The organism is Microbacterium resistens NBRC 103078 (assembly GCF_001552355.1).
Classification (GTDB): domain Bacteria; phylum Actinomycetota; class Actinomycetes; order Actinomycetales; family Microbacteriaceae; genus Microbacterium; species Microbacterium resistens.
In genome coordinates, this window is record NZ_BCRA01000074.1 from 1 (window position 1) to 22,406 (window position 22,406).

General features: G+C 70.6%; 20 protein-coding genes and 2 riboswitches. Of the genes, 3 read left to right on the forward strand and 17 right to left on the reverse strand.

Annotated elements, in window-relative coordinates; translation table 11 throughout:
* Positions 1 to 168: 168 nt before the first annotated feature.
* Entirely contained in the window at positions 169 to 738 is a 570-nt protein-coding gene (locus tag MR1_RS12755) for a TetR/AcrR family transcriptional regulator (protein ID WP_067247343.1), read from the reverse strand.
* Between the two features lie 177 nt (positions 739 to 915).
* Here MR1_RS12755 and MR1_RS12760 point away from each other — a divergent pair, with 177 nt between their 5' ends.
* Entirely contained in the window at positions 916 to 2,361 is a 1,446-nt protein-coding gene (locus MR1_RS12760) for an MFS transporter (protein WP_067247346.1), read from the forward strand.
* A gap of 60 nt (positions 2,362 to 2,421) precedes the next feature.
* Here MR1_RS12760 and MR1_RS12765 read toward each other — a convergent pair whose 3' ends face one another.
* From MR1_RS12765 to MR1_RS12790, 6 genes are all read right to left on the reverse strand, one after another.
* Positions 2,422 to 3,717, reverse strand: coding sequence for a citrate synthase (locus MR1_RS12765; RefSeq protein ID WP_084344629.1), 1,296 nt, complete (start codon positions 3,715 to 3,717; stop codon positions 2,422 to 2,424).
* Positions 3,718 to 3,903: 186 nt separating this feature from the next.
* Positions 3,904 to 5,016, reverse strand: a complete 1,113-nt coding sequence (gene dapC / locus MR1_RS12770) for a succinyldiaminopimelate transaminase (protein ID WP_067247349.1) — start codon at positions 5,014 to 5,016, stop codon at positions 3,904 to 3,906.
* Positions 5,016 to 5,345 (reverse strand): ferredoxin, encoded by a 330-nt coding sequence (gene fdxA / locus MR1_RS12775; protein WP_067247353.1) that lies wholly within the window; start codon positions 5,343 to 5,345, stop codon positions 5,016 to 5,018. Before fdxA ends, dapC begins: the two co-directional genes overlap by 1 nt.
* Positions 5,346 to 5,349: 4 nt before the next feature.
* Positions 5,350 to 5,769 (reverse strand): histidinol dehydrogenase, encoded by a 420-nt coding sequence (locus tag MR1_RS12780; RefSeq protein WP_157518165.1) that lies wholly within the window; start codon positions 5,767 to 5,769, stop codon positions 5,350 to 5,352.
* Positions 5,770 to 5,826: 57 nt separating this feature from the next.
* Entirely contained in the window at positions 5,827 to 6,141 is a 315-nt protein-coding gene (locus MR1_RS12785; RefSeq protein ID WP_067247359.1) for an AzlD domain-containing protein, read from the reverse strand.
* Positions 6,138 to 6,899: an AzlC family ABC transporter permease gene (locus tag MR1_RS12790; RefSeq protein WP_067247422.1), complete on the reverse strand. Its 762-nt coding sequence runs from the start codon at positions 6,897 to 6,899 to the stop codon at positions 6,138 to 6,140. Before MR1_RS12790 ends, MR1_RS12785 begins: the two co-directional genes overlap by 4 nt.
* A 65-nt stretch (positions 6,900 to 6,964) precedes the next feature.
* Between MR1_RS12790 and MR1_RS12795 the strand changes: the two genes are divergently transcribed.
* On the forward strand, positions 6,965 to 7,519 hold the full coding sequence (locus tag MR1_RS12795; RefSeq protein WP_067247361.1) for a helix-turn-helix domain-containing protein: 555 nt from the start codon (positions 6,965 to 6,967) through the stop codon (positions 7,517 to 7,519).
* A 19-nt stretch (positions 7,520 to 7,538) separates the two neighbouring features.
* Here MR1_RS12795 and typA read toward each other — a convergent pair whose 3' ends face one another.
* Complete coding sequence (gene typA, locus MR1_RS12800; protein WP_067247364.1) at positions 7,539 to 9,452, reverse strand: translational GTPase TypA; 1,914 nt, start codon at positions 9,450 to 9,452, stop codon at positions 7,539 to 7,541.
* Positions 9,453 to 9,604: 152 nt separating this feature from the next.
* On the opposite strand from typA, the gene MR1_RS12805 reads away from it, so the two are divergent.
* Positions 9,605 to 10,390, forward strand: a complete 786-nt coding sequence (locus MR1_RS12805; RefSeq protein WP_067247368.1) for a CPBP family intramembrane glutamic endopeptidase — start codon at positions 9,605 to 9,607, stop codon at positions 10,388 to 10,390.
* A gap of 371 nt (positions 10,391 to 10,761) precedes the next feature.
* On the opposite strand, the gene MR1_RS12810 is transcribed toward MR1_RS12805, so the two are convergent.
* The 9 genes from MR1_RS12810 to MR1_RS12850 form a co-directional block, all read right to left on the reverse strand.
* Positions 10,762 to 11,349, reverse strand: coding sequence for a PH domain-containing protein (locus MR1_RS12810; RefSeq protein WP_067247371.1), 588 nt, complete (start codon positions 11,347 to 11,349; stop codon positions 10,762 to 10,764).
* Positions 11,346 to 13,031, reverse strand: coding sequence for a dipeptide ABC transporter ATP-binding protein (locus tag MR1_RS12815; RefSeq protein ID WP_067247374.1), 1,686 nt, complete (start codon positions 13,029 to 13,031; stop codon positions 11,346 to 11,348). Before MR1_RS12815 ends, MR1_RS12810 begins: the two co-directional genes overlap by 4 nt.
* Positions 13,028 to 13,969 (reverse strand): ABC transporter permease, encoded by a 942-nt coding sequence (locus MR1_RS12820; protein WP_067247377.1) that lies wholly within the window; start codon positions 13,967 to 13,969, stop codon positions 13,028 to 13,030. Before MR1_RS12820 ends, MR1_RS12815 begins: the two co-directional genes overlap by 4 nt.
* Complete coding sequence (locus MR1_RS12825) at positions 13,962 to 14,888, reverse strand: ABC transporter permease (protein WP_067247380.1); 927 nt, start codon at positions 14,886 to 14,888, stop codon at positions 13,962 to 13,964. The genes MR1_RS12820 and MR1_RS12825 overlap by 8 nt, the downstream gene beginning before the upstream one ends.
* A gap of 95 nt (positions 14,889 to 14,983) precedes the next feature.
* Positions 14,984 to 16,624: a peptide ABC transporter substrate-binding protein gene (locus MR1_RS12830; RefSeq protein ID WP_067247384.1), complete on the reverse strand. Its 1,641-nt coding sequence runs from the start codon at positions 16,622 to 16,624 to the stop codon at positions 14,984 to 14,986.
* Positions 16,625 to 16,815: 191 nt separating this feature from the next.
* Positions 16,816 to 19,635 (reverse strand): aminomethyl-transferring glycine dehydrogenase, encoded by a 2,820-nt coding sequence (gcvP, locus tag MR1_RS12835; protein ID WP_067247424.1) that lies wholly within the window; start codon positions 19,633 to 19,635, stop codon positions 16,816 to 16,818.
* Between the two features lie 56 nt (positions 19,636 to 19,691).
* Positions 19,692 to 20,069 (reverse strand): glycine cleavage system protein GcvH, encoded by a 378-nt coding sequence (gcvH, locus tag MR1_RS12840; RefSeq protein WP_067247388.1) that lies wholly within the window; start codon positions 20,067 to 20,069, stop codon positions 19,692 to 19,694.
* Positions 20,066 to 21,172, reverse strand: coding sequence for a glycine cleavage system aminomethyltransferase GcvT (gcvT, locus tag MR1_RS12845; protein WP_067247391.1), 1,107 nt, complete (start codon positions 21,170 to 21,172; stop codon positions 20,066 to 20,068). Before gcvT ends, gcvH begins: the two co-directional genes overlap by 4 nt.
* A 49-nt stretch (positions 21,173 to 21,221) precedes the next feature.
* Positions 21,222 to 21,317: riboswitch (glycine riboswitch) on the reverse strand.
* Positions 21,318 to 21,411: riboswitch (glycine riboswitch) on the reverse strand. It lies immediately after the preceding riboswitch.
* 24 nt (positions 21,412 to 21,435) lie between these two features.
* On the reverse strand, positions 21,436 to 22,338 hold the full coding sequence (locus tag MR1_RS12850; RefSeq protein WP_067247394.1) for a DUF817 domain-containing protein: 903 nt from the start codon (positions 22,336 to 22,338) through the stop codon (positions 21,436 to 21,438).
* Positions 22,339 to 22,406: the final 68 nt, after the last annotated feature.

A 22,406-nucleotide genomic window follows, 5' to 3' on the forward strand; every position in this document is an offset into this window, starting at 1 on the left:
GGCGCCGCGTCACGGAACGGGTGCCCGCGTCGCCGCGCCCGCCGAGGGCGGACGGGACAACGGTGCGCCCTCTCGACGGCGTCGGCGTCGGCCCCGCAGCGCGAACGGCACCGCCGGACGCTGATCCCGGATCGGTTTCGAGGCTGAGGCGGTCCGCTCCGGTCCGCCTCAGCTCCGGATCGCGCGGATCGCGAGAGCCAGCACCCGCTGTCTCTGCGCGTCGTCGTCGTAGGCGACGGCGGCGACGCCGGAGACCAGTTTGATGACGTCGAGGATCGTGACGTCCGCGGCGATCTCCCCCGCCGCCCGGGCCCGCGAGAGCAGCGGTTCCGCGGCGGAGACCATGATCCCCCGGCACTCGACGAGGATCGGCGAGCCGCGGTTGAACCCCTCCAGGAGCACGCGCTTCGTCCCCACGTAACGGATGAAGCGGTCCAGCCACGCCTCCAGCGCCGGCCAGGGATCCAGACCGGCCACGTCCTCCGCCGCGTCGGCGAGCGCGAGCACCTCCGTGACGTACAACGCCTCGATGAGGTCGTCCCTCGTCGGGAAATTGCGGTACAGCGTCGCGATCCCGACGCCCGCGCGACGGGCGATGTCCTCCAGAGACGCCTCCGCGCCCCGCTCGGCGAACTCGGCCCTGCCGGCCTCGATGAGCGCGTCGAAGTTCCGTGCGGCGTCCGCACGCTTGGGTCGTCGCTCCTCCAGCGCGGTGACACGAGGTGTCGCGGTGCTCATGGGTCGCCAATCTCGGGGTTGCAAAACGGAGGACACCTCCACTACCGTAAAAACGGAGGCAGCCTCCGTTCGGAGTCCTCCTTCCATTTTACCGCTCGACTGCGAACCGCTCGACCGTCCGCGCGTTCGCCCTTCGCGCCATCCGCGCTCCCCCTCGACCCCACCGGAGGACCCTCCATGTCGACCCCACGCCGCGCCTTCGCCGCGATCGCCCTGAGCATCGGCTCCATGGCCCTGCTCCAGAACCTCGTCATCCCCGTGCTGCCGCTCATCGAGGACGACCTCGACGTGGGCTCCGATGCCGTCGCCTGGACGATGACCGCATGGCTCATCGCGGCCGCGGTCGCCACCCCCCTGCTCGGCCGGGTGGGAGACCTGCGCGGGCGGCGGACGCTCACCCTCGTGGTCCTCGCCGTCATCTCCGTCGGCGATCTCGTCGCCGCCCTGGCGCCGAGTCTCGAGATCCTCCTCGTCGGACGCGTGCTGCAGGGCGTGGGCGGCGCGCTCTTCCCCCTGGGGTTCGGCCTGCTCCGCGAGACGCAGCCGCCGGAGCGGCTCACCGGCGCGATCGGCGCGGTCGGCGCCCTGTTCGGGATCGCCGGAGCGGCGGGCACGGTGCTCGCCGGCCCCGTCGCCGCTGCGCTCGGCTGGCGGGCGCTGTTCGTCGTCGCTCTCGTCGTGGCGCTCGCGGCAGCGGTCGCGGTCCTGCGGGCCGTGCCGTCCGGCGGGGTGCGTGCCGCCGGACGCATCAACCTCGTCTCCGCCGCCCTCCTGTCCGGGTGGCTCGTCGCCCTCATGCTCCCGCTGTCGTCAGGTTCCCGTTGGGGCTGGGCGAGCCCGCTCACCCTGGGTCTCTTCGCGCTCGCGCTCTGCCTGCTCGCGGCGTGGGTCCTCGCCGAGCTCCGATCCGCCGAGCCGCTCGTCGATATCCGCCTGCTCCTGCACCGCACGATCTGGCCGGTCAACGTCGGCGCCCTCCTCATCGGCATCGCGATGTTCGGGTTCTGGGGATACCTGCCGATGTTCCTGGAGGTCCCCGCCTCCACCGGCTGGGCGTTCGGCCTGGGTGCGGAGCAGGCAGGACTGGTCCTGCTTCCGCTGCTCGTCGGCATGTCGGCCGCCGGATTCGCGACGGGGCCGCTGAGCCGGGTGCTTCCGCTCCGGCGCCAGCTGGTGCTCGGCACGGCCGTCATGGGGCTCGCGATCCTCGGCGCCGTCGCCCTGCACGGCGCGGTGTGGCAGCTGGCGGTCCTCGGTGCCGTCTTCGGCGCCGGAGGCGGCATGGCCTATGCCGCGATGGCCAGCATCATCGTCGAGAGCGTGCCGCTGGGCAGCGTCGGCGTCGCGACCGGGGTCAACGCGAACCTCCGCTCGATCGGTTCCGCGATCGGCTCCGCGCTGATGACCGCGATCGTGTTCGGCTCGGTCGACGCGGAGGGCCTCCCCTTCGAATCCGGGTACGCCGCCGCGTGGATCACGATCGGCGTCGTGGCGCTGGCCGCCGCCGGGCTCGTGGCGCTGGTGCCGGCGCGACGTCGCGACGAGCGCAGAGCGGACGCGGACCCCGCCGTCCGCGCCTCCGGGCACGCCGTCGCCCAGCCGGCGGCTGCGGAGGCCGCCTGACGGCACGACGCGCGACGGCCCCGACAGGAGGGATCCTGCCGGGGCCGTCGCGCGTCGTCGTCAGCGGGTCGGGAAGGCCCGCTCCGCCGATCCGGTGTAGAGCTGCTGGGGGCGGCCGATCTTAGTCTGCGGGTCGTTCTGGAGCTCGCGCCACTGCGCGAGCCAGCCCGGGAGGCGCCCGATCGCGAACAGCACCGTGAACATGCGGGTCGGGAAGCCCATGGCCTTGTAGATGACGCCGGTGTAGAAGTCCACGTTGGGGTAGAGGCGGCGCTCACGGAAGTAGTCGTCGGCGAGGGCGATCTCCTCGAGCTCCTTCGCCAGGTCCAGGAGCGGATCGGTCACACCCAGCTCGGCGAGGACCTCGTCCGCCGCCTCCTTCACGAGCTTGGCGCGCGGGTCGTAGTTCTTGTAGACCCGGTGGCCGAAGCCCATGAGCTTGACGCCCTCCTCCTTGTTCTTCACCCGCTCGACGAACCGCTGGACGCTCTCGCCGGACGCGCGGATCTGCCCGAGCATGGTGAGGACCGCCTCGTTGGCGCCGCCGTGCAGCGGGCCGGAGAGCGCCTGGATGCCCGCGGAGATCGAGGCGAACTGGTTCGCCCCGGTCGAGCCGACGAGCCGGACCGTGGACGTCGAGGCGTTCTGCTCGTGGTCCTCGTGCAGGATCAGCAGCAGCTCCAGCGCCTTCGACATCACCGGGTTGAGCTCGTACGGCTCGCTGTGGACGCCGAAGTTCAGCTTCAGGAAGTTGTCGACGAAGCTCAGGGAGTTGTCCGGATACAGGAACGCCTGCCCCACGCTCTTCTTGTGCGCGTACGCGGCGATCACCGGCAGCTTCGCGAGCATGCGGACCGTGTTGAGCTCGACGTGCTCCGGGTTGTGCGGGTCCGTCTCGTTCTCGTAGTAGGTCGAGAGCGCCGCGACCGCCGAGGACAGCACCGACATCGGGTGGGCGGTGTGGGGCAGAGCCGAGAAGAAGTGCTTCAGGTCCTCGTGCAGCAGGGTGTGGCGGCGGATCTTCTCGTCGAACTCGGCCAGCTCCGAGGCCGACGGCAGCTCGCCGTAGATGAGCAGCCAGGCGACCTCGAGGTAGGTGCAGTTCTTCGCGATCTGCTCGATGGGATAGCCGCGATAGCGCAGGATCCCCTCGTCGCCGTCGATGAAGGTGATGGCCGACTTCGTGGACGCGGTGTTCACATAGCCGTAGTCCAGGGCGGTGTGCCCGGTCTGGCGGGTCAGCGTCGAGAAGTCGATGCTGTCGTGCCCGGCCGTGGCCTGCAGGACCGGGAACTCGGCCGTCGTGCCGCCGATCGTCAGAGTCGCCGTCGTGGGCCGATCTGCCGCTGCACTCACGCGGACCTCCTTGCGGGTTGTTCGTCGAGGGCGATGCCGGTAACACGCACGGGTGGCGCGCCGGGGCCGATGCACAGCCGAATCGCCCCTACAGCCTAGTGCGGGTGAGAGCCTACTGTGGCACCCGACAAGGGATGCACGGATCCGTCGTGGGTTGCCACAGAATCACCCCGGACGCCCCGCGGGTCACGGGGTCGACGCGCGCAAGCGCTCGGCGGCGCGGGCCACGCGCTCGGTCGGCGCGGTGAGCGACAGCCGCACATGCTCGGCGGAGAAGTCGCCGTAGAACGCGCCGGGGCCGCCCAGGATGCCGAGTCCCGCCAGGCGCTCCATCGACTCCCAGGCGTCCCGGCCCTCCGTCGCCCAGAGGTAGAGCCCCGCCTCCGAGCCGTCGACGCGGAAGCCGGCCGCCTGGATCGCCGGCAGCAGCAGGTCGCGGCGCTCACGGTAGAGCTCCTTCTGGGCCGCGACGTGCTCGTCGTCGCGGAGAGCGACGGCCATCGCGTGCTGGACCGGTGCCGGCGGCATGAGGCCCAGGTGCTTGCGCGCCGCCAGCAGATCGCCGACGACACGGGCGCAGCCGGCCACGAACGCGGCGCGGTAGCCGGCGAGGTTCGACTGCTTGCTCAGGGAGTACACGCTGAGCAGTCCCGACCGGGTGCCTCCGGTGACCCGAGGATCCAGCACGGACGGCACGGGCTCGCTCGCCCACGGGCCGTCCCATCCGAGCTCCGCATAGCACTCGTCGCTGGCGAGGACCGCACCCAGCTCCCGCGCCCGGCGCACGGCCGCGGCGAGCTCGTCGCGCGTCCAGGTGCGGCCGTCGGGGTTGCCGGGGGTGTTGATCCAGATCAGGCGGGTCCCCTCGGGCCACTCGGCCGGGTCGTCCGCCGGAACGGGCGTGGCCCCCGCGACGCGGGCCCCGACCTCGTACGTGGGGTAGGCGACGCGCGGGTGGACGACCCGGTCTCCCAGGCCGAGCCCGAGCAGGGTCGGCAGCAGCGCGACGAGTTCCTTGGAACCGATCGTGGGCAGGACGTTGTCCGGCCTCAGGTCCGGCACGCCCCGCCGCCGGGCGTACCAGTCGACGATCGCCTCGCGCAGCTCCGCGGTCCCCACGGTCTGGGGGTAGGCGTGCGCGTCGGTCGCCTCGGCGAGCGCCGCACGGATGATCTCGGGCGTCGGGTCGATCGGCGATCCGATCGACAGATCCACGATCCCGTCGGGATGCGCTGCCGCCCGCTCGCGGAAGGGGGCGACCGCGTCCCAGGGGTAGTCGGCCAGATCGCGGACCGACATCAGTGGGCGGCGTCGCCCTGCGGCGGCAGAGCGGCGATGATCGGGTGGTCGTGGTGGATCACGCCGACCTTGGCGGCGCCGCCCGGAGACCCGACCTCTTCGAAGAACTCGACGTTCGCCTTGTAGTAGTCCTGCCATTCGTCGGGCAGGTCATCCTCGTAGTAGATCGCCTCCACCGGGCAGACAGGCTCGCACGCACCGCAGTCCACGCACTCGTCCGGGTGGATATACAGCGAGCGCTCCCCTTCGTAGATGCAGTCAACGGGGCACTCGTCGATGCAGGCGCGATCCTTGACATCGACGCACGGGAGGGCGATCACATACGTCACGGTTTCAGTCTACGTCGCGCGCGCGATCGCCGGCCGCGTCGGGTCGGCGGGTTACGGCGGCCCGCGGAAGCCGGGACAGGTCGGGCCACGCCACGATGACGAGCACCAGCCCGGCGATCAGGTAGCCCCAGATGCGTCCGCGCAGGTCGTCCGGCACGAGCACCGATCCCCCGGGACCGCGACCCGAGATCAGGAGGACGGCGGCCAGCATCCCGATCCCGGCCGCGAGCGCGGCCCAGCGGTCGCGGGTGAGGGCGCGGACGGCCACGAGCAGGGCGGCGCAGGCGATCGGGCCGATGATCATGCCGATCGGGATCGGGCCGAGCTCCGACCCGTGGGCGATCGTCGTCGCGAGCCCGAACACGGCTCCGACCACCAGCACTCCGACCCACGACAGCACGCGGGAGATCCAGTTCTCAGGCACGGGACGAGCCTAGTCCGCCCGGTTATGCGCGGCCTTGTCGCCGACGCACGGGCTGCCCTACGCGGCCAGGCCGGCCAGCCGCAGCAGCGCCGCCGTGGCCGCCGCGGCGAACACGACCACCAGGAACGACTGCCGCAGCCACAGGAGGCCGGCCGCGACCAGCACGGCGGGGACCCGCGCGTCGACGACGACGGCCTGCCCGACGGCCAGCGATTGCACGGCGACCAGCGCCGCCAGCAGCGCGACCGTCAGCAGGTCGCTGATGCGCGCCGGGCGGGGCGCCTCCAGCACCCGCGGCGGCACGAGGTACCCGATCGCCTTCAGGCCGTAGCAGACGACGGCGGCGAGCAGGATGGCGTTCCACAGGGTCATGCGCTCGCTCCCGACTCGGGGCGGGCGGCGGCGTCGCCGGGCGGGGCGAGCCAGTTGAACCAGCCGACGATCAGGGCGACCGCGGCCGCGACGAGGACGGGGAGCCCGGGGATCAGGACCGGCGTGAGCGCCGTGGCGACGACCGCGGCCGCGACGCCGACCGCGATCGCCTGGCGCTGGCGCAGCCTCGGCCACAGGAGGGCCAGGAAGGCCGCAGCCGCGGCGGCGTCCAGCCCCCACGTCTTCGGATCCCCGAGGACGTCGCCGAGGAGCGCGCCGACGAGGGTCGTGAGGTTCCACCCGACGAACACGCCGATGCCGGTCAGCCAGAATCCCGCGCGGCGCGCGCGCTCGGACCTCTGCGCGAGAGAGACAGCGGTCGACTCGTCGATCGTGAAGTGCGCCGCCGCGGCCCGCCGCGCGAAGCCCCGGCCGATCACCGGGGACATCCGGATGCCGTAGGCGACGTTGCGCACGCCGAGGAGCACCGCGGATGCGATCGCGGCGGGCAGCGCCGCCAGGCCACCGGCGCCCACCACACCGACGAAGGCGAACTGGGAGCCCCCGGTGAACATCACCAGGCTCAGCACGCAGGTCTGCCAGATGTCCAGGCCCGAGGCGACCGACAGCGCCCCGAACGAGACGCCGTACGCGCTCGTGGCGATCACGACGCCGAGGCCCTCCCGGCGCGCGAGGCGAACCTCGTCGCGCTCCTCCGCGGAGGCCGGGTCTCCCGATGTTCGCCCTGCTGAACGCATGTCCACCATTCTGAACACCCGCCGGCTGATCGTCAAGATGAACGATCGTTTGCGATACTGACCACATGGAGCTTCGTCAGCGTATCGCCACGGCCCTGCGGCAGGAACGCCAGGCGGCGGGCCTCTCGGTGTCCGAGCTCGCCCGGCGCGCGGGGGTCTCGAAGGCCACCGTGTCCCAGCTCGAAGGCGGTGCGGGCAACCCCAGCGTCGAGACGCTGTGGGCCCTCGGGGACGCGCTCGGCATCCCGTTCGCCGATCTCGTCGACCGGCCTGCGGAGCAGCCGACGCTGGTGCGCCTGGCCGACCTCGGCGGCGCGGCACGGGTGCCGTCCTCGGACGCCCCCTACTCCGCGACGATCCTGTCCGTGTGCCCGCCCTCGGCCCGGCGCGACCTCTACCTCATCCAGGCCGAGCCGGGAGAGCCGCGGCGCTCCCTCCCCCACCGCACCGGCACCACCGAGCACGTCGTGCTCGTCGCCGGGTCGGCGCTGCTCGGCCCCGCGGAAGCGCCGGAGACCCTCGCGCCGGGCGACTATCTCCGCTACCGCGGCGACGCGCCGCACGTCTTCGAAGCGCTGGCGCCGGGCACGATCGCCGTGCTGATCTCCGAACAGCGCTGACGAGCGCGCCCGGCCGGGATCAGGCGTTCGCGTCCTGGCGCTTCTGGCGGGCGGTCTCCCGCGCGCGGATCGTCTGGTCCAGGATCACCTTGCGGATGCGCACCTTCTCCGGGGTCACCTCGACGCACTCGTCGTCGCGGGCCCACTCCAGGCTCTCCTCCAGCGACAGCTGGCGCGGCGGCGTGAGCTTCTCCAGCTCGTCCGCCGTCGAGGAGCGCATGTTGGTGAGCTTCTTCTCCTTGGTGATGTTGACGTCCATGTCGTCGGCGCGGGTGTTCTCGCCGACGACCATCCCCTCGTAGACCTCTTCGGTCGGGTTGACGAAGAAGCTCATCCGCTCCTGCAGCGCCATCATCGCGAACGGCGTGACGACGCCGGCGCGGTCGGCGACGATCGAGCCGGACGCGCGCGCGACGATCTGTCCCGCCCAGTCGTCGTAACCGTGCGAGATCGCATTCGCGATGCCGGTGCCGCGGGTCACGGACATGAACTCGGTGCGGAAGCCGATCAGCCCGCGCGACGGCACGATGAACTCCATGCGGACCCATCCGGTGCCGTGGTTCGTCATGCCCTCCATGCGCCCCTTGCGGGCAGCGAGCAGCTGAGTGATCGCGCCGAGGTACTCCTCCGGGGCGTCGATCGTGAGGTGCTCGTAGGGCTCCTGGACCTTGCCGTCCGCGCTCTTGCGGGTGACGACCTGGGGCTTGCCGACCGTGAGCTCGAAGCCCTCGCGACGCATGTTCTCCACGAGGATCGCCAGCGCGAGCTCGCCGCGGCCCTGCACCTCCCAGGCGTCCGGGCGGCCGATGTCGACGACCTTGAGCGAGACGTTGCCAATGAGCTCGCGGTCCAGACGGTCCTTGACCATCCGCGCCGTGAGCTTGTGGCCCTTCACCTTGCCGACCAGCGGCGAGGTGTTCGTGCCGATCGTCATCGAGATCGCCGGGTCGTCGACCGTGATGGCCGGAAGCGGTCGCACGTCCTCCGGATCCGCGATCGTCTCGCCGATCGTGATCTGGTCGAAGCCCGCGATCGCGACGATGTCGCCGGGACCCGCCGACTCGGCCGGATACCGCTCCAGGGCCTTGGTCATCAGCAGCTCGGTGATCCGGGCGTTCGAGTGGGAGCCGTCGTGGCGCACCCAGGCGACGGTCTGCCCCTTCTTCAGGGTGCCGTTGAAGATGCGCAGCAGCGCGAGCCGGCCCAGGAACGGGCTCGAGTCGAGGTTCGTGACCCAGGCCTGCAGCGGCGCCTCGTCGTCGTACGACGGGGCCGGGACGTGCTTCAGGATCGCGGCGAACAGCGGCTCGAGGTCGTCGTTGTCCGGCAGCGTGCCATTCTCCGGGCGGTTCGCGGAGGCGGCGCCGGCACGGCCGGACGCGTACACCACCGGAACGTCGAGGAGCGCGTCGACATCGAGGTCGGGTACGTCGTCCACGAGGTCGGAGGCGAGTCCGAGGAGCAGGTCGTGCGCCTCCTCCTCGACCTCGGCGATCCGCGCGTCGGGGCGGTCCGTCTTGTTCACGAGGAGGATGACGGGGAGCTTGGCCTCCAGCGCCTTGCGCAGGACGAAGCGGGTCTGCGGGAGCGGGCCCTCGCTCGCGTCCACCAGCAGCACGACGCCGTCCACCATCGACAGCGCGCGCTCCACCTCGCCGCCGAAGTCGGCGTGCCCCGGCGTGTCGACGACGTTGATCGTCACCGGGACGTCCGTGTGGGCGCCGTTGTAGGTGATCGCCGTGTTCTTGGCGAGGATCGTGATGCCCTTCTCCCGCTCCAGGTCGTTCGAGTCCATGGCGCGCTCCTCGACGTGAGCGTGCTCGCCGAACGAACCGGTCTGGCGGAGCATCGCGTCCACGAGGGTGGTCTTGCCGTGGTCGACGTGGGCGACGATCGCGACGTTTCGGAGATCGGGGCGGAGGGCGTGCGCCATGCAGAAAGTCCTAAGAAGAGGAAGGTGGGAGGTGGCAGCGCCGTCCCTGATCCGTTCGAAGGGGCGACGTTCCAGGATAGCGCACGCGCCGGCGCCGGCTCTGAACCGCGCCTGAACGCGAGGGCGGGGCGATCCGCGTACGATCGGTCGTCATGAGCCTGAGCGCCGCGCCCGTGCCCGAGACCCGCGGACGGCTGTGGGCGGAGATCGGGATCGTGCTCGCCCTCGGACTCGGCCAGTCCGCGGTGTATGCGATCGTGCAGCTGCTCTACCGGCTGACCTCCGAGACGCCCCTCGGGGACCAGACGGCGACGCTCAACCCCGCGCGCAGCGACCGCGAGGTGTTCGATCTCGTCTATCAGGTCCTCGGCATCGCCTTCTCGGTCGTCCCCGTGCTCCTGGTCTGCTTCCTCCTGTGGCGCACGAGTCGTCCGCATCTGGGCGCGCTGGGGCTGGACGGCACGGGGATCGGCCGTGACGCGGGCCTGGGCGCGGGCCTCGTGCTCGCGATCGGCATCCCGGGGCTCGGGCTGTACCTCGTGGGTCGGATGATGGGACTGTTCGTCGCCGTGGACCCGGGCGCGCAGTCCGCGTACTGGTGGACCGTGCCGGTCCTGCTCCTCGCGGCGGCGCGCGCCTCGATCGAGGAGGAGTTCGTCGTGCTGGGCTACCTCTTCGCCCGGCTGCGACAGCTCGGCTGGTCCCCCTGGGCGATCGTCGCCGCGACGTCCCTGTTGCGCGCGACCTATCACCTGTACCAGGGGCCGGGCGCCTTCATCGGGAACCTCGCGATGGGCCTGCTGTTCGGGCTGCTCTTCCTGCGGACCGGGAGGCTCCTGCCCTTCCTCGTCGCGCACTTCCTCATCGACGCGGCCGTCTTCGTGGGGTACCCGTGGGCCGCCGCGACCTGGCCGACCCTGTTCGGGCTGCCCGGCTGACCGCTCCCCCGTGCGCGGTGCGCGCCCTGGCTCATGCTGGACGCCTCCCGGCTGATTCTGGGGCGCGTCCTGGGTGCTTCTTGGGCAAGTCCTGGGTGCTTCTTGGGCGCCGCATGCCGCGACGCGGGCTCAGGCGAACGCGCCAGATCAGGCACTTACGTGCGATGAACGCCTGATCCCACGCGTGTGCCTGAACCCGCGCGGAGCGCACACGCAGAGGGGGGCAATCCGCGGACGGGGAACGCGAGCTCAGGCAAGCACTCCAGATCAGGCGAACACGCCAGATCAGGCGAACACGCCAGATCAGGCACCTGCGTGCGATGAACGCCTGATCCCACGCGTTTGCCTGAACCCGCGCGAGGCGCCCGGGATCAGGCGTAGGCGATGAGGATCGCGGCGATGGCCCAGATCGCGATGATCGCCAGCGCCGCGACGGCGGGGAGGTCCCAGCCGCGGCGGATCGGCGCGTCGGCGCCCTCACCGGCCGGCCCGGGCGCGGCATCGACCGCCGCCTCCCACCGGTCACGGATCTCGGTCAGCGCCTGCAGGCTCGCGGGAACCTTGACCTCCCCCTCGCCCCGGCCGGTCTGCCGTGGCGGGCGGGAGCGCCCGGGCCCGCCGAAGCAGGACACCCTGGTCCCGTCGTCGAGCGAGAACTCGAGCTGCCAGCGCAGGTCCACGTCGCGGACCCGACGCCAGCCGAACCGGGTCGTCCTCAGCATGTTCCGCACGGTCGCGCCCTCGCCGTCCACCCGGACGGCGGAGACGAAGCTGATCTCGTAGACGATCCACACCGCCAGCAGCACCCACGGCGCGTACAGCAGCATGAGCCCCCAGCTGCCCCGCGCCACGGCGTCGCCGAGGAGGAACAGCGCCAGCGCGGAGACGAGGGCGAGCACGATCGGCCCCAGGGGCGAACGGTAGGTCCGTCCGCCCCCGGGCTGGGAGGCGCCGCTCACGACGCGCCGCCTCCCAGGGAGATCGATGCGCCGGGGATCGCCTGCAGGAGCCGCTCGGTGTACTCCTCCTGCGGGTTGGAGAAGATCTCGTCGACCGTCCCCTTCTCGACCAGCCGTCCCTTCTCCATGACGCACACGAGGTCGCTGGAGACGCGGACCACCGCGAGGTCGTGCGTGATGAACAGATACGTCAGGTCCAGCTCCGACTGCAGGTCGGCGAGGAGCTTGAGGATCTGGTCCTGCACGAGGACGTCGAGGGCGGAGACCGCCTCGTCGAGCACCACGATGTCGGGCTTGAGCGCCAGCGCGCGGGCGATCGCCACGCGCTGACGCTGACCGCCGGACAGCTCGTTCGGGTACCGCGTCGCCAGCACCCGCGGCAGGGAGACCTGGTCCAGCAGCTCCAGCACCCGCTCGCGCCGCGACGCCGTGTCTCCGATGTCGTGGATGTTCAGCGGCTCCGCGATCGTGTTGCCGATGTTGCGGAGCGGGTCCATGGACCCGTACGGGTCCTGGAACACCGGCTGCATGCGGCGGCGCAGACCGAACGCCTGGGCGTTCGACAGCTTCGAGACGTCCTTGCCGTCGATCTCGATCGTGCCGGAGGTGGGCTCCTCGAGCTTCAGCACCATCTTCGCCACCGTGGACTTGCCGGAGCCCGACTCCCCCACCAGGGCGAGGGTCTTGCCGCGCGGGATCTCGAAGGACACGTCGTCGACCGCACGGAACGGGATGCTCCGGAACGACCCCTGACGGATCTTGTAGTCCTTCGTGAGTCCCGCCACCCGCACCGTCGGCGGGATGTCGGCGAGGTCCTGCATCGTCTCCACCCCGCGGTCCTCGACCACGGCCTGGATGCGCTGCGAGGCGATGCTGGGCGCGGCCGCGACGAGGCGCTTGGTGTACGGGTGCTGGGGATCCTCCAGGATCTGCCGGCTGGGTCCCGCCTCCACGATGTTGCCGTTGTTCATCACGATGATCTTCTCGGCGCGCTCGGCGGCGAGCCCGAGGTCGTGCGTGATGAGCAGCACGGCCGTGCCCCGCTCCTTCGTAAGCCGGGCCATGTGATCCAGGATCACGCGCTGCACGGTGACGTCCAGCGCCGAGGTGGGCTCGTCCGCGATCAGCAGCTTCGGGTCGGCCGCGAGGCCGATGCCGATGAGCGCGCGCTGACGCATGCCGCCGGAGAACTGGTGCGGATACTGGTGCAGACGCGCGGCCGCATCGGCGAGCCCCGCCTGCTGCAGCACCTCGACGGCCCGGTCCTTGACGGCCTCGCGTCCGTGCGCGACACCGTTCGCCCGGATCGCCTCCTTCACCTGGAAGCCGATCGACCACACCGGGTTGAGGCTCGCCATCGGATCCTGGGGGACGAAGCCGATGTCCCGGCCGCGCACCCCCTCGATCTCCCGGCGGCTGAGCGTCGTGAGCTCCCGCCCCTCCAGCGTGACGCTGCCGGCGGTCACGTGGCCCGTGCCCGGCAACAGGTTGATGATCGCGGTGGCCGTGGTGGACTTGCCCGAGCCGGACTCCCCCACGATCGCGACGGTCTCGCCCGCGAACATGTCGAAGCTGACGCCGTGCAGCACCTCGCGGACGCCGTCCTGCCCCTTGAACGCGACCTTGAGGTCGCGCACGGACAGCACGGGGCCGCCGCCCGGATTCAGTACGGACGCGCTCATCGGCGAGCCCTCGCCTTCGGGTCGAGGGCGTCTCGGATGAGCTCGCCCAGGGTCACGAACGCGAGCACCGCGAGGGTGAGCGCGATCGACGGATAGATGAGCGCCATCGGGGCGACGCGCAGCGAGGCCTGAGCCTGGCTGATGTCGTTGCCCCACGACATGACCGTGCTGCCGAGACCGACGCCGAGGAACGACAGCGTCGCCTCGGCCACGATCGACGCCGCCAGCGACAGCGTCGACACCACGAGCAGCGGAGCGATGGCGTTCGGGATCACGTGGCTCACCAGGATCCGGAACTTGGACTGCCCCAGCGCCTGCGACGCCATGACGAAGTCCGCCTGCCGGACGCGGAGGATCTCGGCACGGAACACCCGCGCCGTCGAGGCCCACGCGAACCCGCCGATCGCGAGCGCGAGCGTCCAGACCGAGCGGTACTCGTGGAACACCGTCATCACGACCACCGCCGCGAGGATGTACGGGATCGCGAAGAAGATGTCGCCGACGCGCGAGAGCAGGCTGTCGAGCCAGCCCCCGTAGAACCCCGCGAGCGAGCCCATGATGAGACCGATGACGGCCGAGAGCAGCGTCGCGATGATGCCGACGGCGAGCGACGTCTGCGCTCCCCAGATCACCCGGGCGTAGATGTCGCATCCCTGGAAGGTGAACCCGAGGGGGTGTCCGTCCGCGGGGCCGTCGTTGCTGAAGGTGAGATCGCAGTCGCGAGGGTTCACCTGCGCGAACACGCTGGGGAACAGCGCCACGAGCACGAACAGCACCGCGAGGACCGCGGAGAACCAGAACAGCGGGCGGCGACGCAGATCCCGCCAGGCGTCGCGCCACAGGTTGCTCGGCTTCTCGGCGACGCGGACCGCGTCCACCGTGATGCTCTGCGTCTCGACCGGGGCGACGTAGTGCGATGAAGAAGTGGGCTCAGGCATAGCGGATCCTCGGGTCGAGCAGGCCGTAGAGCAGATCGATGACCAGGTTCACCAGCACGTACAGGATGACGAACACGGTCACGAAGGACACGACCGTGGGTCCCTCGCCGCGGGTGATCGCCTGGAACAGGGTGTTGCCGACGCCCGGCACGTTGAAGATGCCCTCCGTGACGGTGGCGCCGACGAGCAGCACGCCGAAGTTCGTCGCGGAGTTCGTGATCACGGGGATCAGGGAGTTGCGCATCACGTGCACGGGGATCACGCGACGCCGCGGCAGTCCCTTGCCGTAGGCGGTGCGCACCCACTCCTGGTTCAGCGTGTCGATCATCGAGCTGCGCATGAGACGCATGCTCACGGCGAACAGGCTGAAGCCCAGCACGATGGCCGGCAGCCACAGCCCGCCCCAGTCGTTGTCCGCGCCCACGGTCGGTTTGAACCAGCCCCACTGGATCGCGAGGAAGTACTGGGCCAGGAAGCAGACGACGAAGATCGGCACCGCGAGGGCGACCAGGGCCACCAGCAGCGAGACGTTGTCGAAGATCTTCCCCTTGCGCAGGGCGGCGATGGAACCGATCACGATCGCCAGGGCGAACTCGATGCCGATCGACATCACGGCGAGGCGTCCCGTGACCGGGAGGGTCTGGGCGAGCACGTCGGCGACGGGGCGCCCCGAGAAACTCATCCCGAGATCGCCGCGGAAGACGCCCGAGATGTAGTACCAGTACTGGACGAGGAAGGGCTCGTTCAGGTGGTACTGCTCCCGAAGGCGTTCGATGAGCGCCTCGTTGGGGGTTCGGTCGCCGAAGAGCGCGAGGATCGGGTCGCCGGGCATGGCGAACACGAGGAAGTAGATGAGCAGGGTGGCCCCGAAGAAGACCGGGATCACCTGCAGAAGACGTTTGAGGATGTAACCGAGCATCCGCTGTCCCTTCTCGAGGACCGCGAGCAGTGCACGCAGACAGCCTCCGAGGCGGTGACGAGCGTCGTCACCGCCTCGGAGGCGTCACACATGACCTACTCTGCGGCCTTGGTGATCTGGTAGTACAGCGGGACGGAGTTCCAGCCGAACGTGACGTTGTCCACGTTCTCGCTGTAACCGCCGGTCACGTTCGAGTACCACAGCGGGATCGCCGGCAGGTCCTTGAAGAGGATCTCCTGAGCCTTCTGGAAGTCCTTGACCTGAGCGTCCGCGTCGGTGTTGCCGATACCGGCCTTGATGGCGGCGTCGAACTCGGGGTTCGAGTAGTCGCCGTCGTTGGAGCCGGCGCCCGTCGCGTAGAGCGGGCCGAGGAAGTTGTACAGACCCGGGTAGTCGGCCTGCCAGCCGGAGCGAGCAGCCGTCTTGATGGAGCGGTTGTTCACCTCTTCACGGATCTGCGCGAAGGTCGGGTACGGAGCCCCCGAGGCCTCGATCCCGAGGTTCTTCGAGATCTGGTTGGTCACGGCGTCGACCCACTCCTGGTGGCCGCCGTCCGAGTTGTAGGCGATCTGGAAGGTGCCGTCCCACGGCGAGATCTTGTCGGCCTCGGCCCACAGCTCCTTCGCCTTCTCGGGGTCGTACTGCAGGACCTCGTTGCCCGGGATGTCGTCGGACCAGCCGGCGATGACCGGCGAGGTGAAGTCCGCAGCAGGGGTCCGGGTGCCCGAGAAGATCGTCTCGGTGATCTGTGCACGGTCGAAGGCCATCGAGATGGCCTCGCGGCGGAGGATGCCCTCCTCGCCGGAGAAGTGCGGCAGGAACTGCCCGATCGTGAACGACTGGAACACGGCCGACGGCTGGTTCACCGCACGGTCGCCGAGGTCGTCCTGGAAGGTCGGCAGGGAGACGGCGGGGATCTGGTCGATCACGTCGACCTGGTTGCCCTGCAGGTCCGCGTACGAGGCCTCCTGCGTCGCGTAGAACTTGATCGTCAGACCGCCGTTCTGCGCCTTGCGACCGCCCTGGTAGTCGTCGTTGCGGACGAGGTCGATCTGCACGTCGTGCTGCCAGCCGTCGCCGCCGATCATGTACGGGCCGTTGCCGATCGGGTTCTCACCGAACGCGGCCATGTCCTCGAACGCGACGTCCGGAAGCGGGTAGTAGGCCGAGTAGCCCAGGCGCAGTGCGAAGTCCGAGGCGGGCTTGTTCAGCGCGACGGTGAACGTGTAGTCGTCGACCTGCTTCAGCCCGGTGAGCGGGGAGTCGGTCTCGGCGTTGTAGCCTTCGATGTCCTCGAAGAAGTAGCTGGACAGGTGCGCGTTGGAGGCCTTCGCGCCCTCGTTCCAGGCCTTGATGAAGTTGTCCGCGGTGACTTCCTCGCCGTCGGTGAACTTCTGGCCCTTCTTGAGCTTGATCGTGAGGTGCTGCGGGTCCTCGGTGACGATCTCCTCGGCCATGTCGTTGACCGGCTTGCCGTCCGCGTCGTAGTAGACGAGACCGGCGAAGATCTCGTCGAGGATCTTGCCGCCGCCGACCTCGTTGGTGTTGGTCGGGATGAGCGGGTTCTCCGGCTCCGAACCGTTCGTCGTGATGATGGCGTCGGGATCCGCCTTGGCGTTGCTTCCGGTGTCGCCCTTGTCGGTCGATCCGGATCCACCACCTGCGCAGCCCGCGAGCGCGAGGGTACCCGCCGCGAGCAGCGCGACGCCCGTGAGGGCGATCTTGTTGCGCTTCACTTGTGTCCTCCTGTGGACCTGATACAGCAAACTGCGCGCTCGTCATCGAGCGCGTAGGGATACCCCAGGGTAACCGCCGTCCCGCCGATCCCGTAACCGCGTGAATCAACCGTTACTGAGTGGTGACATGACGGAAACGCACCGCGGGCCCCGGACGGTGTCCGGGGCCCGCGTCGATCGGTCGCGCACGCTCAGGCGAAAGCCTCCACCGGAGGGCACGCGCACACGAGGTTGCGGTCGCCGTAGGCGTTGTCGATCCGCCGCACCGGCGGCCAGTACTTGCCGGCGATCAGGGAGTGCACCGGGTAGGCGGCCTGCTCGCGGGTGTAGGCATGCGTCCACTCCCCCGCGATCAGCGACGCCGCCGTGTGCGGCGCGTTCACGAGGGGGTTGTCGTCGGCGGGCCAGCGCCCGGACGCGACGGCGTCCGCCTCCGCCTTGATCTGGATCATCGCCTCGATGAAGCGCTCCAGCTCCCCCAGGTCCTCCGATTCGGTCGGCTCCACCATGAGGGTGCCCGCCACCGGGAAGGACATGGTCGGGGCATGGAACCCGTAGTCGATGAGCCGCTTGGCAACGTCGTCCACGGTGATCCCCGTCGCGTCCTTGAGGGGACGCAGGTCGAGGATGCACTCGTGCGCGACCCGCCCGGTCTCGCCCGTGTAGAGGACCGGGTAGTGGCCTTCCAGGCGCGCGGCGACGTAGTTCGCCGCCAGCACGGCCGCGGCCGTCGCGTCGGCCAGGCCCGCCGCGCCCATCATCCGGACGTACGCCCACGAGATCGGCAGGACGCCGGCGGACCCGTACGGGGCCGCCGAGACCGGTCCGCCCTCGAACACGAACCCTCCGGCGTGCTCGGCGCGCTGCGCCTGGGGGTGCCCGGGCAGGAACGGAGCCAGGTGTGCCTTGGCCGCGACGGGGCCCACACCGGGACCGCCGCCGCCGTGCGGGATGGCGAAGGTCTTGTGCAGGTTCAGGTGCGAGACGTCGCCGCCGAGGTCGCCGAAGCGCGCGTAGCCGAGCAGCGCGTTGAGGTTCGCCCCGTCGATGTACACCTGGCCGCCCGCCGCGTGCACGGCGGCGGTGATGTCGAGGACGTCGTGCTCGTACACGCCGTGCGTCGACGGGTAGGTGATCATCAGAGCGGCGAGCTCGTCCGCGTGGGCGTCGATCTTCGCGCGCAGGTCGCCGAGGTCGACGTTGCCCTGCTCGTCCGTCGCCACCACGACCACCTTCATCCCGGCCAGGACCGCCGACGCGGCGTTCGTGCCGTGCGCGGAGGACGGGATGAGACAGACGGTGCGGTGGGCGTCGCCGTTGGCGTGGTGGTAGCCGCGGATGGCGAGCAGGCCCGCGAGCTCCCCCTGCGAACCGGCGTTCGGCTGCAGCGACACGGCGTCGTACCCGGTCACGTCGGCGAGCCAGGACTCGAGCTGATCGATGAGCGCCAGCGAGCCCCGGACGTCCTCCTCGGGGGCGAACGGATGCAGCTGGGCGAACTCGGGCCAGGTGATGGCCGCCATCTCCGTCGCGGCGTTCAGCTTCATCGTGCACGAGCCGAGCGGGATCATCCCGCGGTCGAGCGCGTAGTCGCGGTCCGCGAGCGTCTTCAGGTACCGCATCATGGCCGTCTCCGAGCGGTGCGCGTGGAAGACCGGGTGCGTCAGGTAGTCGTCCCGCCGACGCAGGGCGTCCGGAAGGGCGTCGTTCGTGCCGACGGCGAACCCGAACGCCCCGCCCCCCGCGCCCAGGACGCCGAGCACGGCGAGCACCTCCTCGAAGGTCGTCGTCTCGTCGAGGGTGACCCCGACGGTGTCGGCGTCGACCAGGCGCAGCAGGATCCCGTGCTCGTCGCGGGCGCGCGCCACCGCGTCGGCCGCGCCGCCCGGGACGCGCACGGTCACGGTGTCGAAGAACGCGTCGTGGACGACCTCAACCCCGGACGTGCGCAGCTCGACGGCGACGAACCAGGCCAGCGCGGCGATGCGACGGGCGATCTGCGCCAGCCCCTCGGGGCCGTGGTAGACGGCGTACATCGAGGCCATCACGGCCAGCAGCACCTGCGCGGTGCAGATGTTGGACGTCGCCTTCTCGCGGCGGATGTGCTGCTCGCGGGTCTGCAGCGCGAGGCGGTAGGCCGGGTGGCCGTCCGCGTCCTGCGAGACCCCGACGAGACGTCCGGGCAGCTGGCGCTCCAGCCCCGACCGCACCGACATGTATCCCGCGTGCGGGCCGCCGAAGCCCATCGGCACGCCGAAGCGCTGGGTCGTGCCCACCGCGACGTCCGCGCCGAGCGAGCCGGGCGAGGCGATCAGGGTGAGCGCGAGCAGATCCGCACCGACCACGGCGAGACCGCCGGCGACGTGCGCCGCATCGATCACGCCCGACGGGTCCCAGACGCGTCCCGACGCCCCCGGGTACTGCACGAACAGGCCGAACAGCTCCTCCGGCAGCGTCTCGCCCCCGGCGAGGTCGCGCTCGACGAGCTCGATCCCCACCGCCTCGGCACGCGTCGCCAGGAGGGCCTTGGTCTGCGGCAGGGCATCCGCGTCCACCACGAACACGTTCGAGGCGGCCTTCGACGCCCGCCGGACCAGGAGCATGCCCTCGGCGACGGCCGTCGACTCGTCCAGCATCGACGAGTTCGCGGTGTCCAGGCCGGTGAGCTCGGAGACCATCGTCTGGAAGTTGATCAGCGCCTCCAGCCGGCCCTGCGAGATCTCGGGCTGGTACGGCGTGTACGCCGTGTACCAGGACGGGTTCTCCAGGACGTTGCGCTGGATGACGCTCGGGGTGATCGTGCCGTGGTAGCCGAGGCCGATCATGGCGCGGTTGACGACGTTCTGCGCGGCGAGTCCGCGCAGCTCCGCCAGGGCCTGCGCCTCGCTGGCGGCGGCCGGCAGCACGCTCTCGCGGCCCTCGTCGCGGATCGACGCGGGCACGGCGTCGCGCATGAGCGCGTCGACGGGACGCTCCTGCTCGGCGACGGCGATGCCGATCGCGGCGAGCATCTCGCGCTGCGCGGCGTCGGTGGTCCCGATGTGGCGGTCGGCGAACGCGGTCACCCTCAGCCCTCCGTGAGCGCCACGTAGGCGGCGCGGTCCATCAGCGCGTCGACGGCGCCGTCGGCGACCTCGAGCTTGAGCAGCCAGCCGCCCTCGAACGGGGCCGCGTTCACGAGGGACGGGTCGTCCACGACGGCCTCGTTCACGGCGACGACGGTGCCGGCCACCGGCGCGTAGAGCTCGCCGACGGACTTGGTGGACTCGATCTCGCCCACGACGGTTCCGGCGGTGATCTCGGTGCCCACGGCGGGCAGCTCCACGAAGACGACGTCACCGAGCTTGTCGGCGGCGTAGTCGGTGATCCCGACCGTCGCGGTGGTGCCTTCAGCGGCGACCCACTCGTGCTCTTCGCTGTAACGCAGGGTGTTCAGATCGGTCATTTCTTCCTCCGGTAGAAAGGCAGGGCGGTGACGTTCGCGGGGATCCTCGTCCCGCGCACGTCGAGGAACAGGGGGGTCTCCCCCGCGGCGAGCGCGGGATCGACGTAGGCCATGGCGATGGGATGCCCGAGCGTGGGGCTCAGGGCGCCGCTGGTGATCTCTCCGACGACGGCGCCGTCCTCGGTGACGACCGGGTAGCCGGCGCGCCCGGCCCGGCGTCCCTCGGCGGACAGGCCGACGAGCACCCGGGCGTCCTCGGCGGGCACGACCGCGTCCTTGCCGATGAAGCGGTCCTTGTCGGTGACGACGACGCGTCCGAGGCCCGCCTGGGCCGGCTTGGTGTCGCGCGTGAGCTCGTGGCCGTACAGCGGCATGCCCGCCTCCAGACGGAGGGTGTCGCGGGCGGCGAGACCGGCGGGGACGAGGCCGTGCCCGTCGCCCGCAGCGAGGACCGCGTCCCAGAGCGCCGCCGCGGCGGCCGCCGGGACGAGCAGCTCGAAGCCGTCCTCGCCGGTGTAGCCGGTCCGCGCGAGCAGGAGCGACTCACCCCGGAACGTGGCGTCCGCCCAGGCGTAGTACCGCTGCTCGGCCCAGGGCACGCTGACGTCCTCGATCCCGTCGACCGCCGAGACGATCGCTTCGGCCGCGGGGCCCTGCACGGCGATCAGCGCGTAGTCGTCGGACACGTCGGCCACCGTCACGTCGAACGGCGCGGAACGCGTGCTCAGCGCCGCGCTCACGGCCTCCCGGTTGCCGGCGTTGGAGATGATGAGGAAACGCTCCTCCGCCAGCCGGTAGACGATCACGTCGTCGATGATCCCGCCGTCCTCGGCGAGCAGCAGCGAGTACTTGGCCTTGCCGACGGGCAGCGCGGACAGCCGCCCCGCCAGCGCGTAGTCGAGGTACTCGCCGGAGCGCGCTCCGTCGACGGTGAACTCCGCCATGTGCGAGATGTCGAACACCCCGGCGGCCTCGCGGACCGCGTGGTGCTCGGCGAGGTCCGAGGTGTACCGCACCGGCATCTGCCAGCCGCCGAAGTCGGTGAAGGACGCTCCCAGCGCCTCATGGCGCTCGCGGAGCGGGGTGTAGCGGGCGTCGGTCATGGAGTTCTCCCCGTGGGTCGGAAGGGCACCCGCGGCACGGGCATCCGAGAACTCCCCCTCTGTCATGGGCCTGAGAGCTTCGCCCGTGAGGGGGCTTTCACCGTCGGCGGAGATCGCAGCGTGCGATCTCGCTTTCCAGAGTGGCCGGATGCCTGCGGTGGGGGTACCTGAGAGATTGGCGGGGAGGCTTGCTCCTTCGGTGCCCGGCTGCGTGCACCGGGCTCTCCCGCACGCATCGTACGGCCGTCTTCACTTGTCGTGGCTCACTCTACCGTGACGGGCGCGCCGCCGGCATCGCCACGCAGCCGTGACCGCGCGGGGGCCGGTGGCCGGGGCGGGGCGACCAGGGTGACGAGGACCACCGAGATGATCATCAGGAGGAACCAGCTCGAGATCTTGGACGCCGACACGAGCTGCCATCCCTGCGCCTGGTCCGGATAGAGCCAGGCGCCGGTGAGCGTGCCGATGTTCTCAGCGATCCAGATGAACAGCGCCACGCCGACGAACGGCAGCAGCAGCGGGATCCGCAGCGTGGCGCGCCACACCCGCGCGTGCATTACCGTGGGCAGCCACAGCGCGACCACCGCCGCGGTCAGCACCCACCGGGCGTCCCACATCCAGTGATGCGTGAAGAAGTTCGCGTAGATCAGCCCGGCCACGATCACGGTGGCCCACAGCGGCGGATACCGGGTGAAGGTCAGGTCGAAGAGCCGGTGCACCCGGACGAGATAGGAGCCCACGGCCGCGTACATGAAGCCGCTGAACAGGGGCACCGCGCCCAGGCGCAGCACACCCTCGGCCTCATAGGCCCAGGAGCCCACGTCCGTCTTGAAGAGCTCCATGACCGTGCCCGTGACGTGGAACAGCATGATCACCCACAGCTCTCTGCCGGACTCCAGGCGGGTCGTGATCATCACTACCTGGATGAGCACCGCGACGATCGTCAGCAGATCGTTCCGGCTGAGCGCGAGATCGGCGGGATACAGCGTGCGGACGACCACGATCGCCAGGAGCAGGATCGCACCGAACACGCACGCCCACGCCTGCTTCGCGACGAACACGGCGGCCTCCACGAGGAACCCGGGCACACCGCGCGAGGGCGCGCGGAGAAGGAGACGACGGGCGGCCGCATCGATCCGCGCTTCGAGCCGAGTGGGCTGCTGCATGCGCTGACGCTAGCCGCCCGCGGCGCTCGGCGGCTGGGAAGGCGCCGCACGGACCGGGAGGTGCCCCG

Bases quoted from the DNA above. Each gene is read 5' to 3' on its own strand.
- MR1_RS12755 (WP_067247343.1), bottom strand. From the start codon at position 738: ATGAGCACCGCGACACCTCGTGTCACCGCGCTGGAGGAGCGACGACCC.
- MR1_RS12760 (WP_067247346.1), top strand. From the start codon at position 916: ATGTCGACCCCACGCCGCGCCTTCGCCGCGATCGCCCTGAGCATCGGC.
- dapC (WP_067247349.1), bottom strand. From the start codon at position 5,016: ATGTCGGTCCGCGATCTGGCCGACTACCCCTGGGACGCGGTCGCCCCC.
- MR1_RS12785 (WP_067247359.1), bottom strand. From the start codon at position 6,141: ATGACCCTGTGGAACGCCATCCTGCTCGCCGCCGTCGTCTGCTACGGC.
- MR1_RS12790 (WP_067247422.1), bottom strand. From the start codon at position 6,899: ATGCGTTCAGCAGGGCGAACATCGGGAGACCCGGCCTCCGCGGAGGAG.
- MR1_RS12795 (WP_067247361.1), top strand. From the start codon at position 6,965: ATGGAGCTTCGTCAGCGTATCGCCACGGCCCTGCGGCAGGAACGCCAG.
- typA (WP_067247364.1), bottom strand. From the start codon at position 9,452: ATGGCGCACGCCCTCCGCCCCGATCTCCGAAACGTCGCGATCGTCGCC.
- MR1_RS12805 (WP_067247368.1), top strand. From the start codon at position 9,605: ATGAGCCTGAGCGCCGCGCCCGTGCCCGAGACCCGCGGACGGCTGTGG.
- MR1_RS12815 (WP_067247374.1), bottom strand. From the start codon at position 13,031: ATGAGCGCGTCCGTACTGAATCCGGGCGGCGGCCCCGTGCTGTCCGTG.
- MR1_RS12820 (WP_067247377.1), bottom strand. From the start codon at position 13,969: ATGCCTGAGCCCACTTCTTCATCGCACTACGTCGCCCCGGTCGAGACG.
- MR1_RS12825 (WP_067247380.1), bottom strand. From the start codon at position 14,888: ATGCTCGGTTACATCCTCAAACGTCTTCTGCAGGTGATCCCGGTCTTC.
- gcvP (WP_067247424.1), bottom strand. From the start codon at position 19,635: ATGCTCGCCGCGATCGGCATCGCCGTCGCCGAGCAGGAGCGTCCCGTC.
- gcvH (WP_067247388.1), bottom strand. From the start codon at position 20,069: ATGACCGATCTGAACACCCTGCGTTACAGCGAAGAGCACGAGTGGGTC.
- gcvT (WP_067247391.1), bottom strand. From the start codon at position 21,172: ATGACCGACGCCCGCTACACCCCGCTCCGCGAGCGCCATGAGGCGCTG.
- MR1_RS12850 (WP_067247394.1), bottom strand. From the start codon at position 22,338: ATGCAGCAGCCCACTCGGCTCGAAGCGCGGATCGATGCGGCCGCCCGT.